A 14207-nucleotide genomic window follows, 5' to 3' on the forward strand; every position below is an offset into this window, starting at 1 on the left:
GACTGCGAATGCGGACAAGATGATTGCCCAAAACGAGGTGGCGGCACCGACAGCAACGGGTCGGCCGAAACACCCGCCGACGCCGAGGACGCGGCAGCCTGGGACGACGTGCTCCCCGAACCTATCGACGCCGATGCTCCCGAAGTCGAGTTGGTCGAGCCGATCGCCGAACCCGACATCCCCGACCCCATGGATGAGCCGACGCCGGATGAGGCACCGGTGTCGTTCGGACGTGCCCTGGTCGTACCCGGCGCACCCGTACTGACCGTGTTGAAGGACCCCCGACGGCATTCTCGTACCCCGATTGCAGGGATACGGACCCATCGACCCCGCTTATGCCACCACCCTCGCCGAGATCGCGAAGACCATCCACTACCCCGAATCCGTACGTACGGCTGGTCCGTTGATCCCGCAGATCGCCGACCGAGCCCAAGCACCACCGGCCGATCCCACCGGACACGGCGGTCACACCGTGCCACCACCTGGCGCAATGACGTATGCACCCAGCGCCACGTTGCGCGCTGAGGTGCTGGCCAACGACGCCTGGTGCCGATACCCCTACTGCGGCATGCCCTCACACCTGTGCGACCTCGACCACTGGCGACCCTTCAACCACACCGACCCCGAAGCCGGAGGCTGGACGGTGCTCGGTGATCTCATCCCGCTGTGTCGGGCTGATCATCAACGCAAGCACCTCGCGGAGTGGGTGCCGACGCTCCTACTGGACCGGCGGGCGCAGTGGCGGAGTCGACGGACCGGGCAGATCATCGTCACCTACCCACGGTGACAGATCTCAGCGATGGGGTGGAAATAGCTGTAGCGCAACGGGTCTCGACGCTCGGCGCACGCGCCTCACACCTCGACCATCCGGGGGAGAGGGCGCCTCGGCCATCAGAGGGAAGGGTTCTCACCCACCAGAAGGGCGCTTCCGAACACGAGAGTTGGGCTGCCCCACCGCAGTGGGACAGCCCAACTCTTGGGTGAAATCAGCCGAGCACCAACGACTCTTCGTCGGCGCTGAGGTTGACCGGCACGATGTCGCCGTCGCGGATGTCACCGGCCAGCAGGGCTCGGGCGAGCTGGTCGCCGATGGCCTGCTGCACGAGGCGCCGCAGCGGCCGGGCACCGTAGAGCGGATCGAATCCCCGCTCGGCCAGCCATTCCTTGGCCTTCGGCGTGACCTGCAGTTCTAGTCGACGCTGCGCCAGCCGCTTCTGCAGCTGTCCCAGTTGGATGTCGACGATGGACACCAGTTCCTCGGGGCTCAGCGCATCGAAGATCACCACGTCGTCGAGGCGATTGATGAACTCCGGCTTGAACGCCGCCCGCACCGCCGCCATCACGTGATCGGCATCGCCGCCGGACCCCAGGTTGGAGGTCAGGATCAGGATGGTGTTGCGGAAATCGACGGTCCGGCCCTGGCCGTCGGTCAAGCGTCCTTCGTCGAGGACCTGCAGCAGGATGTCGAACACGTCCGGGTGTGCCTTCTCGACCTCGTCGAAGAGGACCACCGTGTACGGCCGACGACGCACCGCCTCGGTCAGCTGACCGCCCTGCTCGTACCCGACGTAGCCCGGAGGGGCACCGACAAGTCGTGCCACGGCGTGCTTTTCGCCGTACTCACTCATGTCGATGCGCACCATCGCGCGCTCGTCGTCGAACATGAACTCCGCCAACGCCTTGGCCAGCTCGGTCTTACCGACGCCGGTCGGTCCGAGGAACACAAACGATCCGAGCGGTCGGTTGGGGTCGGCGACGCCGGCGCGTGCACGACGCACCGCATCCGAGACCGCCACCACGGCGGCCTGCTGCCCGACGACCCGATGTCCGAGTTCGTGTTCCATGCGAAGCAGTTTGGCGGTCTCCCCCTCGAGCATCTTGCCCGCGGGGATACCCGTCCACGCCGACACGACCTGCGCGACGTCGTCGGGACCAACCTCCTCCTGCAGCATCACGTCCTGGTCGGGATCGGTGCCGGTCTTCTCGATCGCAGCCTCGAGTTCCTTCTCCAAACCCGGGATTCGGCCATACCGGAGCTCTGCAGCCCGCCCCAGATCACCGTCACGCTCGGCGCGATCGGCTTCTCCACGAAGGTTTTCCAGCTGTTCCTTGACGTCGCGGACGGCGTCGATGGCGGTCTTCTCCGACTGCCAGCGCGCCGAGAGCTCATTGAGCCTCTCGCGCTGATCGGCCAGTTCCTGACGCAACTTCTCCAGCCGGTCCCTACTCGCCTCGTCGTGCTCCTTGCCCAGCGCGACCTCTTCGACCTCGAGGCGTCGGACGACACGCTCGACCTCGTCGATCTCGACCGGGCGCGAGTCGATCTCCATCCGCAACCGCGAGGCAGCCTCGTCGACGAGGTCGATGGCCTTGTCGGGGAGGAACCGCGAGGTGATATAGCGATCGGAAAGCGTTGCCGCAGCGACCAATGCGGAGTCGGTGATGCGCACGCCGTGGTGCACCTCGTAACGCTCCTTGAGTCCACGCAGGATGCCGATGGCGTCCTCGACGCTCGGCTCCCCTACGTAGACCTGCTGGAAACGGCGCTCAAGAGCGGCGTCCTTCTCGATGTACTTGCGGTACTCCTCGAGCGTGGTCGCGCCGACCAGTCGCAGCTCGCCACGGGCCAGCATTGGCTTGATCATGTTGCCCGCGTCCATCGCGGATTCACCGGTGGCACCGGCGCCGACGATGGTGTGCAGCTCATCGATGAAGGTGATGACCTGTCCGGCCGAACCCTTGATCTCGTCGAGCACGGCCTTGAGCCGCTCCTCGAATTCGCCGCGGTACTTCGCGCCGGCAACCATCGAACCGAGGTCCAGCGAGATGACGGTCTTGTTGCGCAACGACTCCGGCACATCGCCCTCGACGACGCGCTGGGCGAGCCCCTCGACGATGGCAGTCTTGCCGACGCCGGGCTCACCGATGAGGACCGGGTTGTTCTTGGTCCGACGGGAGAGTACCTGCACGACGCGACGGATCTCGGTGTCGCGGCCGATGACCGGGTCGAGTTTGCCCTCGCGGGCGGCCTTGGTCAGGTCGGTCGAGTACTTCTCCAGCGCCTGATAGGTCGACTCCGGGTCCTCGGAAGTCACGCGGGCGTTGCCGCGCACGGCGACGAAGGCCTCACGCAATGCCTGCGGTGTGGCACCGGCGTTGTGCAGCAGTTCGGCGACCTCGGAGTCGCCGGTCGCGAGACCGACGACGAGGTGTTCGGTCGAGACGTATTCGTCGTTCAGTTCGGTCGCGAGCTGCTGGGCAGCACTGACCGCGGCGATCGACTCGCGCGATAGTTGCGGCTGAGCGCTGGCGCTGGCCACCGTCGGCGCGCGATCGACCATGCCCTGGGCCTGCGGACGAACAGTCGACGGATCGACCCCCACTGCCTTGAGCAGGGGCGCGGCAATGCCGTCGGACTGGTCGAGCAGAGCAACCAGGATATGGGCGGGACGCACGTCGGGGTTGCCAGCAGCGGCCGCGGCAGCCACCGCAGCGCTCAGCGCTTGCTGCGTCTTGGTGGTCGGGGTGAAGCTGTCCACGTCGGGTGCACCTTTCTCTGCGTTCTTAAGTCTGTCCGGCTCAAGTATGGCCGTTCGACTCGTTCAACGCGAGTAGGGTTGAGCGCATTCCGCTCAAGTTAGGCATACTGGTGATGTGAATCACACTCGGCGGTTGCCGCGCGCGGCCAAAGTCTGGACTAGCTGGGGTGCCTTTTCTGGATTCCTGGACTGGAACGCCACACCAACCACGATCACCGAGCTTCTCAAGGCATGGCAGTCGCTGCGCACCATCAACGACCCCGCCGACGTCCCCGAACGCGCCATCGTGCTCACCCAGGCAGACGGCTCCCTGGTCTGCCGATTCGACCACGGCCACGGTGTCGTCTTCGGCGACGACCGACCGTTCCCCTGGACCTCGACCTACCTCCGTGGGCCCCTGCACCTGGACTGGCACCCCACCGACGGCATCATCGCACGATGACCACCCACGCAACCTCTGACAGGAGTACACGCAGTAGCGGGCAACCCCAATTCCGCTGGTCAACGAAGAATTTCATCCGACGATCACCAAAAGGGGGAAGTGACTATGGGCTACGTGGAGTAAGAGGCCATGCTGAGCGCGGCACTCAGTGAAGGCGACGCCGAACTGGAACGCCTGGTCGCAGAGACCTTGCCGGGCGAGTGGAGAGCGCTGGTCACGGCGATGAATCGTCTGTATATCGCGCCGGCAAAGCTGCACGAGGAGACCGCTGGCAGATAAGGCCCGAGGGGCCCTAGTAACTCAGTCCTAAGACTCGCCATTGCAGGCGTCGCATTGCTTGGTAGGTGTCGTCGGGGTCGTAGTGACTGAAGTCTTCCCATTGATGGCCGAGTCCGAGGATCTCGCTGCTGAAAGCGACCTCGGCTACGGCGAGGGCTCGACGCCAATCGGTGGCCGACAATCCGGGGTCGTCTAGAGCGTTGACCAGGTCAACGACGCGCGAGTAGTAGTCTTCGGCGCCGCTGAACCCGGTCGCTTTGGCGAGATCGTCGGTCATGGCGACCACCCCGCCCCACTGGAGTAGGCCCGTGAGGAGGAAGTCGCGCTCGACGTCGTCGAGGTCTATTCGGTGGGTGGTGGCCATGACCGGCATTCCTTTCAGTTGACCGGGAGTCCGGTCAGGGCGGCGATATCCTCGAGTGCCTTCTGGATCGATGTGCCATTGTGGAACTCCGGCTCACGCACTCCCCCTTCATGATCGCCGTGCCCGTATCGGTCTGCGGTAGGCTCGGTCCAACCGCCGTGGGGAGCACTGCGCGAGGTCCACACCGTCAGTTCGCCGCCGTCGAGATCGAGGTGGCGCGCGGTGACATCGGCCATCGGATCATTGTTAGACATGGGGATTCATGTCTCATGCTCGGTCATCACCAGGTCACGACGACGGTGGCGGGATCGCCATCCTTCTCGGTGATCTCGCCGCCATACCTCGGACGTCGTGGACAATGGGTTTCATGCCCGAGGACCTCCACTTCTATTTCGACCCCGTGTGCCCCTTCGCCTGGATGACCGGTCAATGGGTGCGACAAGTGCAGGATCAACGCGACTACTCGGTCGACTGGCGGTTCATCTCTCTACGCCAACTCAACGCGCACATCGACTATGCGACCCACTTCCCGCCGGAGTACGAGGCCGGGCACACCGCGGGGCTGCGCCTGCTCCGCGTGTGCGCGAGTGTCCGACGTGACCACGGGCGCGAGCTGATGAATCCGCTGTACCAAGCCGTCGGTAGACGAATCTTCGACGAGCACACCGGCACCTACCTCGTCGAGGGCCACGACGTGCGGGGCACCGAGGAGTTCCTGCGGCCCGTCCTGACCGAACTCGGGCTTCCCGAACACCATATCGCGGCCTTGGACGACACCTCACTCGACGCCGAGATCCACGCGGAGACCGACGAAGCCCTCGCACTGACCGGCCGCGACGTCGGCACCCCGATCATCCATGTCGAGCCACCCACGGGTGTCGCCTTTTTCGGGCCGGTCATCAGCCGCCTGCCCGACGACGCAGACGCCCTCGAGTTGTGGGATCACGTGGTCGGTCTCGCGCGGTTCCCGGGCTTTGCCGAGCTCAAGCGCAGCCTCCGAGAAAAGCCTCAGCTCAAGAGTTTCGGTGTCGACGTCGACGCCGCCGGGAAAAAGAATGACTGGTCCGGCAGGTCTCGGCGGACCAAGTATTGACGGCCTGGCTACTGTTTGCCTATGACGACCGACTGGCGAGCGTCCCGCGCCGACGAGGTGCGCACCCTCATCCTGCAGGCCGACCCCGACATCACCGAAGAGATCAAGTGGCGCAAGCCGTCCAATCCCGATGGTGTACCCGTATTCTCGCTCGATGGACTTCTCTGCACCCTGGAGACCTATAAAGACAAGATCAAGGTCACCTTCGCTCAGGGCGCTTCACTGCCCGACCCGCAACAGGTCTTCAACGCAAGCCTGACCGCCGGCACCCGACGGGCAGTCGACCTCAAGGAGAACGATCCACTCGATGACGACGCGTTCGTCGAGCTGATCCGTGCGGCGGTGGCCTTCAACCGACAGTAGAACGTCGGCACCTGATACCGATCATCGGCACCGTACTCGCATCGGGCCGGTAATGCGTTGCAGTGCAGACAATCTCGCTCGCAAAGCGAGTCGGACAAGGCCTGTCCGAGATCGAAATGCCTTCGCTGACGGCGCACCTGCGCTCTCTGCACACCTACGCAGCCGCGGAACCCTTCGAACAAGCTTGTCTGCGGCAAGGGTGAGGTTCTCGCACTCGCTCGGCCACCTCCGTGCCCAGACGCGCGAGACGTGCCCGGCTGTAACCCGTCTTCGGCGCGCGACCCTTGACCGGCGGGGCCTGGAGCTGCGACCACGCCAGCGCCGCGTCGGGGGAAAACGTCCTCGGGACGGCCGTTGCCTCGACCGACGGTGACGACGTCGCAGGGCTCGATCCGGTGGACGTCGACGGCGACCGCGCGGTGGTGAGCATCGACGGCGGTGACGACGGGACTTCTCGAAGCACCATCCGCTCTATCATCTGCGCGAAGGCGACCCGCACACCACGCCACCCCGGTCGATCGTGGCGCTGGACCCGACACCGACCACGCGGCATACCTCAACGATCTCCCTGCGGCGGTGCTGGCATGGATCAATTCCCGGACGCTGTTGGCCTCGCGACGTCGGCCGCCACCTGCCCCGGTCGCGGGTTGTCACCGGCGCCTGAGCCAGCCGCGGGTTCGCGCGCACGGTCCCTCGCGAGGTCGATAGTAGAGTCGGTCCCGAGAACATCCGAGTGGAGGCTACGTGCGCGTGCTGGTCGTCGACGATGACGCGAACGTCGCCGAGACAGTCCGGCGGGTGCTTGCCACCAGCGGATGGAACGTCACAGTGCGCGACGACGGGGTCGAGGCCCTCGCCGTGGCGAGCGCTGAGGAGTTCGACGCCATCGTCCTCGACATCATCCTTCCCGGACTCAACGGGTTCGAGGTGGTCCGCGAGTTGCGTCGCCGCGAGGTATGGACGCCGGTGGTGATGCTCTCGGCCAAGGACGGCGAATACGATCAGGCAGAAGCACTGGACTATGGAGCCGACGACTACCTGGTGAAGCCGTTCTCGGTGGTGGTCCTCAAGGCCCGCTTGCGCGCGGTGGTCCGGCGCGGCGGTCGGGAACGCCCAGCGGTGCTCACCGCCGGCACACTGAGTCTCGATCCGGCAGAGCGGGAGGTGACGCGATCCGGGCAGGTCATCAGCCTGACACCCCGCGAATATTCCGTCCTCGAACATCTGATGCGGCACAAGGGCGAGGTCATCTCCAAGCAATCGATTTTGCAGTCGGTGTGGGATGAGAACTACGCCGGCGACGACAACATCGTCGAGGTCTACATCGGCTATCTACGACGACGGATCGACCAGCCGTTCGGACTCCTGTCGATCGAGACCGTCCGGGGTGCCGGGTATCGGCTGCGGCCGGACTGAGTAGTCGACGCCGTACTCCCCCGACCCTGATGTTTCCGGCAACGGCAGTCGCAAAACGAATTCGGCGCCACCATCGGGACCGTCATGCACCGTGACCCGGCCTCGGTGAGCACTGGCGATCTCGCGCACGATGGCCAGCCCCAGACCGGCACCCGACCCGTGGCGCCGGTCGGCATCGACGCGAGCGAATCGGTCGAAGATCCGCTCACGCTCGGAGGCGGGCACTCCGGGGCCGTCATCACCGACGACAATCATCGCGTCACCGGAGTCGACGGAGAGTGACAGCGTCACCCTCGTACGCGCGTATCGCACCGCATTGTCGGTGAGGTTGCGCACGGCGCGGGTGATCATGTCACGGTCACCGACCATCCGCACTGGGATCATGTCTGGTTGCACCGCAACCAGATTCGAGGATCGAAGCCTGGCGATCTCCGATCCGATGATGTCGTCGAGGTCGATCTCGGTCCGAGTCACTACCATGCCACTCTCGTCAGCGCGGGCGAGCAGGAGCAGATCGTCGACGATGTGTTGCATCCGCCTCGCCTCGGGCAGCAGCACTGCCCGGACCGTCTGCACATCGATCGCACTGCGGGTATCGTCGGCGAGATCGAGCAGTCCCACGACCGTGGTCAAAGGGCTGCGCAGTTCGTGGGAGGCGTCGCCGACAAAGCGGAGCTGGGCGTCGTGGTTGGATTCCAGTCGGCTGAGCATCCCGTTCATCGTCAGTGCCAGCTCCCTGATCTCATCGTGAGCGTCGGGCACCGGAACTCGTTGCCCCAGACGGGTTGCGCTGATCTCGTCGACTCGTCTGGCAATCCGCGACACCGGACGCAACGAACGTCCGACGAGAACGTAGACCGCCGCGGCGCCCACTGCCACGATGATCGGCAACTCGATTGCCATGATGGCGGCCATCGTCCACTCACTGCTACGAATGCCGGTGGCACGATCCAATGCGACCACCGTGTAACGCTGTCCCGCATACGACGTACTCACTGCTGTCGCGCAGTACTCGCCCCGGAATCCGGGGATGTAGACGTCATCGGCGTACACCGGCGAATCGTCGGCCGGCACCCTAGACTCCGCCGACTGGTACCCAGCGAGTCTTACCGCCTCCGAGGGCGCTCCGGGAGAGGCAGTGACAACGTACCCTTGCGCGTCGAGTACCTGGATCACATCGACGCCCGCACCGGGCGCGAGGTCGTCGGAGTCAACGGCCGCCGGTCCGCCATGGCTGATCGCGGTGGATATTTGGTGGGCCTGCCACGCGGTGGATCGATACATCGCGTCGGTGTTTGCCCGATGGAGCATGAAGAGCGTCACGATGCCGCCGATTCCGAGAGCCGCCGCCACGACGACGGCCGCGATCAACGCTGACTGGACTCGTACTCCCCATCGGGTAGTGGGGAGTATCGAGGTGAGGGATCTACCCACGGTGGCGTCCGTTCCGCATCGGGCCGAAAGCGAGGGACGTCACGATGGTGTGGGGGACCGCGTCCGGCGCGACACTGAGGTCACAGTCTATTCGCGTACCCTCACACCAACCAGTGTTCACATTCAGCAAGCCTTCAGGTTGCACAGCGAAGACTGGAGGGCATGCTTGCCGCGTACACCGCTGCCCACCACATTCTCGCAGTGGGGCGAGCGCACGGAGTCCACACCGTCTTCGGGGTGCACGGCGCCAACATCGAGGACCTGTTTGCCGCAGGCCAGACCATGGGCATACCGATGGTGGTTGCCAAGCACGAGTTTGCGGCGGGCGCCATGGCCGATGGAGTTGCCAGGATGACCGGCGGTCCGGGCATGGTGGTCACCACCTCCGGCGGCGGTGCACTGAATGTGGTTGCCGCGCTCGCGGAATCCTATGACAGCCGAGTACCGGTACTCGCGGTGATCGGCGCGCCGCCAACGACGCTGACCGCGCGGGGTGCCTTCCAGGACATGCTCGACCCGCCCGACACGATCGATCTCGCCGCCGTTCTCGGAGGCGTCACCGGACATTGCGTCGTGCTGCGCTCGGCCGCCGATCTCGCACCCGCACTCGAGGAGTCGTTCACCGCCCTGCATCGCGGTATGCCCGCCGCACTGATCGTGCCGAAAGACGTTCAGACGCAGACCTATGACCCCAGGGTTGCGTCCGGCATCTCGGAGATCGCCGATCCCGTGAAGCAGGATCAGGCATCGCTGGACGCCTTGGCCGAGCTCCTCGCCGAGCGCGTCACCGCGGGCGCACGCATCTGTGTGTGGGTCGGCGAGGAAGTGTCACGCGGCGATGCGGGCAACGCCCTCAGCGCGCTCGCGACAATACTCGGCGCCACGATCGTCGCCGCCCCCGGTGGCGCCGATGCCGTCACCGACCTCACCACCCATGCAGGGGTGACCGGGGTGATGGGCCACCCGTCGGCAGCGCAGGCCCTCGCCGACGCCGACGTATGCCTTGCGGTCGGCACTCGGATGACGGTCACCGACCGTGGTGGCCTCGACGAGCTGCTCGAGGGGATCGAGCTGTATCACGTTGGCGAACACCATCCTCGGTACTCGAGCAAGACCGTTGCCGTTCCCTCGATCGCTGCGGCATTGACCCACCTCGTGGGGTCGTCGCTCCTGCGTCGACTCCCGCCGCCTCGCCCCCCGCGAGCGGTCATCGAGCACCTGACAACACCACCGGCCCCCGATCCGCAACTGCCCAGCCTACCGGCACTCATGGCGGCGATCGACGCGCGCCTGCCCCGTGATGCGCGCGTGTTCGCCGACGCAGGCAACACCGGAGCCGCTGCGCTGCATCATCTGACACCTCGGCAATCCGGACGATTCACCGTCGCTCTCGGCATGGGCGGTATGGGGTACGCGATAGCCGCCGGAATCGGAGTAGCCATCGACGATCCTTCTCACCGAAGTGTGGTGATCGCCGGCGACGGCGCCTTCTTCATGCACGGCATGGAGTTTCACACCGCGGTGGAGCATGACGCCCCGGTCACCCTGATCATCCTCAACAACAATGCCCACGGCATGTGCGTGACCAGAGAGAATCTCTACTTCCCGGAAACAGCCAGTGTCAACCGGTTTCGCTCGTCGGATATTGCGGGCGCCCTCTCGACGATGTTCTCCGGGGTAACCGTCAGCCATCCCCGCGATGCCACCGACACCGGTCTGGCGTGTGCGGCATTGTTCGCCGAGCCCGGACCCAACTGTCTCGTCGTCGAATGTCATAGCGATGAGTTCCCACCGTTCGCCCCCTTCCTGAACCGAGAGGCCCCCGCATGACCAGTCAGCCCACCCCACTCGCCGACCTCGGGGACCGTGCGGCCGATCTCGACGGCCTCATCCGCGTCGAGACGCACCCCCGCGCGACCGCGACACCGATCATCGTCGACATGCTCCGCTCGGTGTACCCGCACGACAAGATCTTCGGGGAGTTCTGCCCCGTCCAGGGTTTTGTCGATGCCCCGCCACGCGAGCTGTTCTCCTGGCTCTCCGACACCCGTTCGCTGGAGGAATGGACCTACAGTCTGCGCGGATTCACCGAAACCGACGAGCCTGGCCTGTGGGTTGCCCAGGACCGACTCGGCGACAACACCGACATCTACACCCGCACCATCGCCGATCCGCATGCGATGACCGTCGACTACCACTGCGCATGGGATCAAGGCGAGCACCTGTGGATGATTTACCTGATGCGGGTGGTCGATGCGCAGGTGGTGTTGAACCGCCCCGGTTCGGTGGTGCTCTGGAACAACTGCCGGCATCCCTTCTACGACGAGAATCCCTACCCCGACTCCGCGCCGCCCGATCGCCCGGTGTGGGTGGGCGACTTCTGGGAGATGTTCTCTGCCGGACACCAACTCGAGCTCAGCAACCTCACTGCGATCGCCGAGTTCCGCCACCACAACAACCTGCCCCTCACCCCGGAATGGATGACGTCATGACCGCCTCGACCGGATCTGATCAAGCCCGCCCAGCAGTGATCCTGCGCGATCTCGCCGCCTATCTGCCCGACAACCGGGTGCCGGCCGACTATTTTGCCCACTACGCCACCGACGACGATCTCGCGGACAACGTGATGTTCGCGGCTCCCGCCTTTCGTCATCACGCCGCCGACGGCGAGACCTCGGCGGACATGATGGTCTCGGCGACAGACATTCTCACCGACCGTCATGGTCCGGACTATCTCGACGACGTGAGCGTTGTGCTCACCCACAGCCAACTGCCCGAGGTCCCGGTACGGGGGTGCGGTGGGGAGTTGGCGCATCGGCTGGGTCTACGGCCCCGTACCGTCCTCGACGTCCACAACGCGGGTTGTGCGGCATTCATGCACATGATCGATATTGCCGGCTCATTGCTCCGTGCCGATGGCGGTGGAACGGCGCTGATCGCCCTCGCACAGAACAGTGCTTCCCAGATCTTCACCCAGGAGCAGGTGCGGGGCAAAGCCCAAGCCGCCATCCCCGGTGATGGATCGGCGGTGGCACTGCTGACCCTCGGTGACGACGGGTCGCCGGTTCTCGGATCGGCCGCCCATTCCTTCGGTGAGTACTCGGCAGACATGGCGTCGGTGTCTTCTCCACCCCGGAAGTACTGGGAGGCCGGGGCCGGACAGATCCACATCGGCTTCACCGAGTCGCGAATCACCAAGGTGCTCGCACGCGGTAACCGCATGGTGCCCGAGGTCGCGATCGAGGTGGCCGATGCGATCGGGATCGCTCCGTCGGCACTGGATTGGCTTATCACCAATCAGCCCAATCGGATCTTCTTGCGCAACTGGCGAGAAGCGCTCGAGCTCCCTGCCGAGCGTCACCCCGACACCTTCGACGAGTGCGGCAACCTCTTCGCCGTCGGCGTTCCGGTCACCCTCGACACCGCGATCAACGACGGCCGGATCCGGCCGGGGGATGTGGTGATGATGTCGGCGTTCGCCCACGCCGGCGATTTCGCCGCGGCCACCGCCATACGCTGGGCCGGCAGACGATGACCCGTCACCTACACTCGGCTCCCGATTCACCTCAGAAATCTGCGGCACCGCCACGTGTACGGCTCGATCTCAATGAATCCGCGTACGGGCCGTTGCCTACCCTGGCTCGCGCGCTGACCGATGCGGTGCCCTCACTCAACCGCTATCCGGAGTTTCTGCCGGATCGGACCCGTCACGCCATCGCCGGGCATCTCGGCGTCGACGACGACGCGGTGACGGTAGGACCGGGCGCGACCGGCGTACTCGCCGCCGCGCTGCGCTCGGCCCTGCAATACGGTGCACGACGCGGCCTATCGAATCCCGAATTACTCACCCCTATACCTACTTTCGGCGGCTATCCGATTCTCGCCGACAGTCTCGGCCTCCGACTGCGCGGCGTACCCCTCGGCGTGTCCGGCCGCCCGGACCTGCCGACTCTGTACGAGCAGGTCGGCCCCGAGACCGTCGCGGTCGCCGTGTGTTCACCGCACAACCCGACCGGCGCGGTTGTCGATCCCAGGGAATTGTTCGGCTTCTGTGCCGCACTTTCCGACGACGTGACCCTGATCATCGATCAGGCCTATCTCGAATTCGCCGATACCGCACCGGATCTGCGGACTCTACTACAGGCACATCCGCGCGTCATTGCGGTAAGGACTTTCAGCAAGGCTCACGGGCTCGCCGGACTGCGGATTGGTTACGGGGTGGGCCAAACCCGCTTGATCGACGAAATACGTTGTCACGAAGTACCTTTTGCTGTCGGATCGCTCGCCGAACTTGCGGTCCCACTAGCCCTCGACTCCTACGACGAGCTCGCCGAGCGGGTTCGGCAGATGCGCATCGAGCGCACATATCTCGTCGAGAGCCTGCACGACGCCGGCGCGAAACCACTTCCCAGCCACGCCAACTTCGTGTTCTTGCCCGGCGTCGAGGGCATCGCGCTCGGCGAGGTGCTCACCGCCTGCGGCATAGCGGTCACACCGTATCGGCCATACGGCCTGCGTATCACCATCGGCGATCGGTGCGATACCGACCGCGTGATCCGAACACTGCAAGCGGTGGCCGCCTCGGCATGAAACTCCGGTGACGGTTTCATGGCACTTGCGGTGGGCGGTGTTGAGCACCGGCATCTACCTGCTCAACCAACACCGCTCGCCCGCGACCGGACTGACCTGGTCCGCCCACGCTGCGACCTGCCGATCCGGTGGATCCACCGGATCGTGCGCATCGCCTGTCCGTATGTACGTCTCAGCGATCCTTCAGCCGAGACGCGCAACACTTCTGACCCATGGACACCATCAACGGCATCCCTGCCCATCCCCTTTTCGTTCACCTCGCGGTGGTAGCGATTCCGCTTGCCGCACTGCTCGCCGGGGTCGGCGCAGTGTGGCCGAGCGCCCGCCGCCGACTCGGCATCGTGCCGCTACTCGTCGCCACGATCGCCCTCGTGGTGACGCCGCTGACCACCTCGGCAGGCGAAGCTCTACAACAGAAGACCGCCCCTAATCCCGATCTTGTCCGTCATGCCGAACTCGGTGATCAGATGATCGCCTGGGTGGCAACACTGTTCACACTCACCGTGCTGTGGTGGGCGGCACACGATGAGCGCATTCTCGCCCGAGTGCCACGGCGGCCATCGGCACAGGTCAGCCGAACGATCACGGTGATCCTGGCCGTGGCCATCGTCATCGTGGCCGTCGGCACGCTGGTGATGGTGGTGCTGGTGGGCGACGCCGGCGCCCGGTCGGTCTGGCTGCACTGAG

General features: G+C 65.2%; 14 protein-coding genes and 1 pseudogene. 11 read left to right on the top strand and 4 right to left on the bottom strand.

The window, feature by feature from the left end; translation table 11 throughout:
* Positions 1 to 787: pseudogene (locus tag EF294_RS18405) on the top strand (HNH endonuclease signature motif containing protein); the annotation flags it as partial.
* Between the two features lie 199 nt (positions 788 to 986).
* Here EF294_RS18405 and clpB read toward each other — a convergent pair.
* On the bottom strand, positions 987 to 3539 hold the full coding sequence (clpB, locus tag EF294_RS18410; protein ID WP_123932410.1) for an ATP-dependent chaperone ClpB: 2553 nt from the start codon (positions 3537 to 3539) through the stop codon (positions 987 to 989).
* 115 nt (positions 3540 to 3654) lie between these two features.
* Between clpB and EF294_RS18415 the strand changes: the two genes are divergently transcribed.
* Entirely contained in the window at positions 3655 to 3981 is a 327-nt protein-coding gene (locus EF294_RS18415; RefSeq protein ID WP_123932411.1) for a hypothetical protein, read from the top strand.
* A gap of 129 nt (positions 3982 to 4110) precedes the next feature.
* Positions 4111 to 4260: a hypothetical protein gene (locus tag EF294_RS21580; protein WP_185091149.1), complete on the top strand. Its 150-nt coding sequence runs from the start codon at positions 4111 to 4113 to the stop codon at positions 4258 to 4260.
* A 13-nt stretch (positions 4261 to 4273) separates the two neighbouring features.
* On the opposite strand, the gene EF294_RS18420 is transcribed toward EF294_RS21580, so the two are convergent.
* Both EF294_RS18420 and EF294_RS18425 read right to left on the bottom strand, forming a co-directional pair.
* Complete coding sequence (locus tag EF294_RS18420) at positions 4274 to 4624, bottom strand: hypothetical protein (RefSeq protein ID WP_123932412.1); 351 nt, start codon at positions 4622 to 4624, stop codon at positions 4274 to 4276.
* A gap of 14 nt (positions 4625 to 4638) precedes the next feature.
* The gene (locus EF294_RS18425; protein WP_185091150.1) at positions 4639 to 4860 is read right to left on the bottom strand and encodes a hypothetical protein; all 222 of its coding nucleotides are present in this window, start codon (positions 4858 to 4860) and stop codon (positions 4639 to 4641) included.
* Between the two features lie 122 nt (positions 4861 to 4982).
* Here EF294_RS18425 and EF294_RS18430 point away from each other — a divergent pair, with 122 nt between their 5' ends.
* The 3 genes from EF294_RS18430 to EF294_RS18450 all read left to right on the top strand — a co-directional run bounded on the left by EF294_RS18430 (position 4983) and on the right by EF294_RS18450 (position 7496).
* Entirely contained in the window at positions 4983 to 5717 is a 735-nt protein-coding gene (locus EF294_RS18430; protein WP_123932473.1) for a mycothiol-dependent nitroreductase Rv2466c family protein, read from the top strand.
* Between the two features lie 21 nt (positions 5718 to 5738).
* Entirely contained in the window at positions 5739 to 6080 is a 342-nt protein-coding gene (locus EF294_RS18435; RefSeq protein ID WP_123932413.1) for a DUF1801 domain-containing protein, read from the top strand.
* A gap of 744 nt (positions 6081 to 6824) precedes the next feature.
* The gene (locus tag EF294_RS18450) at positions 6825 to 7496 is read left to right on the top strand and encodes a response regulator transcription factor (RefSeq protein WP_123932414.1); all 672 of its coding nucleotides are present in this window, start codon (positions 6825 to 6827) and stop codon (positions 7494 to 7496) included.
* Here the strand turns inward: EF294_RS18450 and EF294_RS18455 are convergent.
* Positions 7413 to 8930, bottom strand: coding sequence for a sensor histidine kinase (locus EF294_RS18455; RefSeq protein WP_246007948.1), 1518 nt, complete (start codon positions 8928 to 8930; stop codon positions 7413 to 7415). The genes EF294_RS18450 and EF294_RS18455 overlap by 84 nt on opposite strands.
* Positions 8931 to 9092: 162 nt before the next feature.
* Between EF294_RS18455 and EF294_RS18460 the strand changes: the two genes are divergently transcribed.
* The 5 genes from EF294_RS18460 (at position 9093) to EF294_RS18480 (ending at position 14206) form a co-directional block, all read left to right on the top strand.
* Entirely contained in the window at positions 9093 to 10760 is a 1668-nt protein-coding gene (locus EF294_RS18460) for a thiamine pyrophosphate-binding protein (protein WP_123932415.1), read from the top strand.
* Entirely contained in the window at positions 10757 to 11422 is a 666-nt protein-coding gene (locus EF294_RS18465) for an SRPBCC family protein (RefSeq protein WP_123932416.1), read from the top strand. Before EF294_RS18460 ends, EF294_RS18465 begins: the two co-directional genes overlap by 4 nt.
* A complete protein-coding gene (locus EF294_RS18470) occupies positions 11419 to 12465 on the top strand; it encodes a 3-oxoacyl-ACP synthase III family protein (RefSeq protein WP_246007949.1) in 1047 nt (348 codons plus the stop codon). The genes EF294_RS18465 and EF294_RS18470 overlap by 4 nt, the downstream gene beginning before the upstream one ends.
* Entirely contained in the window at positions 12462 to 13520 is a 1059-nt protein-coding gene (locus EF294_RS18475; RefSeq protein ID WP_123932418.1) for a pyridoxal phosphate-dependent aminotransferase, read from the top strand. Before EF294_RS18470 ends, EF294_RS18475 begins: the two co-directional genes overlap by 4 nt.
* Before the next feature lie 212 nt (positions 13521 to 13732).
* Positions 13733 to 14206 carry a DUF2231 domain-containing protein gene (locus EF294_RS18480; RefSeq protein WP_123932419.1) on the top strand — a complete coding sequence of 158 codons (474 nt, stop codon included), beginning with the start codon at positions 13733 to 13735 and terminating at the stop codon, positions 14204 to 14206.
* Position 14207 lies beyond the last annotated feature (1 nt).

The sequence above is a fragment of the Gordonia oryzae genome (assembly GCF_003797185.1).
Classification (GTDB): domain Bacteria; phylum Actinomycetota; class Actinomycetes; order Mycobacteriales; family Mycobacteriaceae; genus Gordonia; species Gordonia oryzae.

Bases quoted from the DNA above. Each gene is read 5' to 3' on its own strand.
- EF294_RS21580 (WP_185091149.1), top strand. From the start codon at position 4,111: ATGCTGAGCGCGGCACTCAGTGAAGGCGACGCCGAACTGGAACGCCTG.
- EF294_RS18475 (WP_123932418.1), top strand. From the start codon at position 12,462: ATGACCCGTCACCTACACTCGGCTCCCGATTCACCTCAGAAATCTGCG.
- EF294_RS18465 (WP_123932416.1), top strand. From the start codon at position 10,757: ATGACCAGTCAGCCCACCCCACTCGCCGACCTCGGGGACCGTGCGGCC.
- EF294_RS18420 (WP_123932412.1), bottom strand. From the start codon at position 4,624: ATGGCCACCACCCACCGAATAGACCTCGACGACGTCGAGCGCGACTTC.
- EF294_RS18435 (WP_123932413.1), top strand. From the start codon at position 5,739: ATGACGACCGACTGGCGAGCGTCCCGCGCCGACGAGGTGCGCACCCTC.
- EF294_RS18425 (WP_185091150.1), bottom strand. From the start codon at position 4,860: ATGGCCGATGTCACCGCGCGCCACCTCGATCTCGACGGCGGCGAACTG.
- EF294_RS18430 (WP_123932473.1), top strand. From the start codon at position 4,983: ATGGGTTTCATGCCCGAGGACCTCCACTTCTATTTCGACCCCGTGTGC.
- EF294_RS18480 (WP_123932419.1), top strand. From the start codon at position 13,733: ATGGACACCATCAACGGCATCCCTGCCCATCCCCTTTTCGTTCACCTC.
- EF294_RS18460 (WP_123932415.1), top strand. From the start codon at position 9,093: ATGCTTGCCGCGTACACCGCTGCCCACCACATTCTCGCAGTGGGGCGA.
- EF294_RS18470 (WP_246007949.1), top strand. From the start codon at position 11,419: ATGACCGCCTCGACCGGATCTGATCAAGCCCGCCCAGCAGTGATCCTG.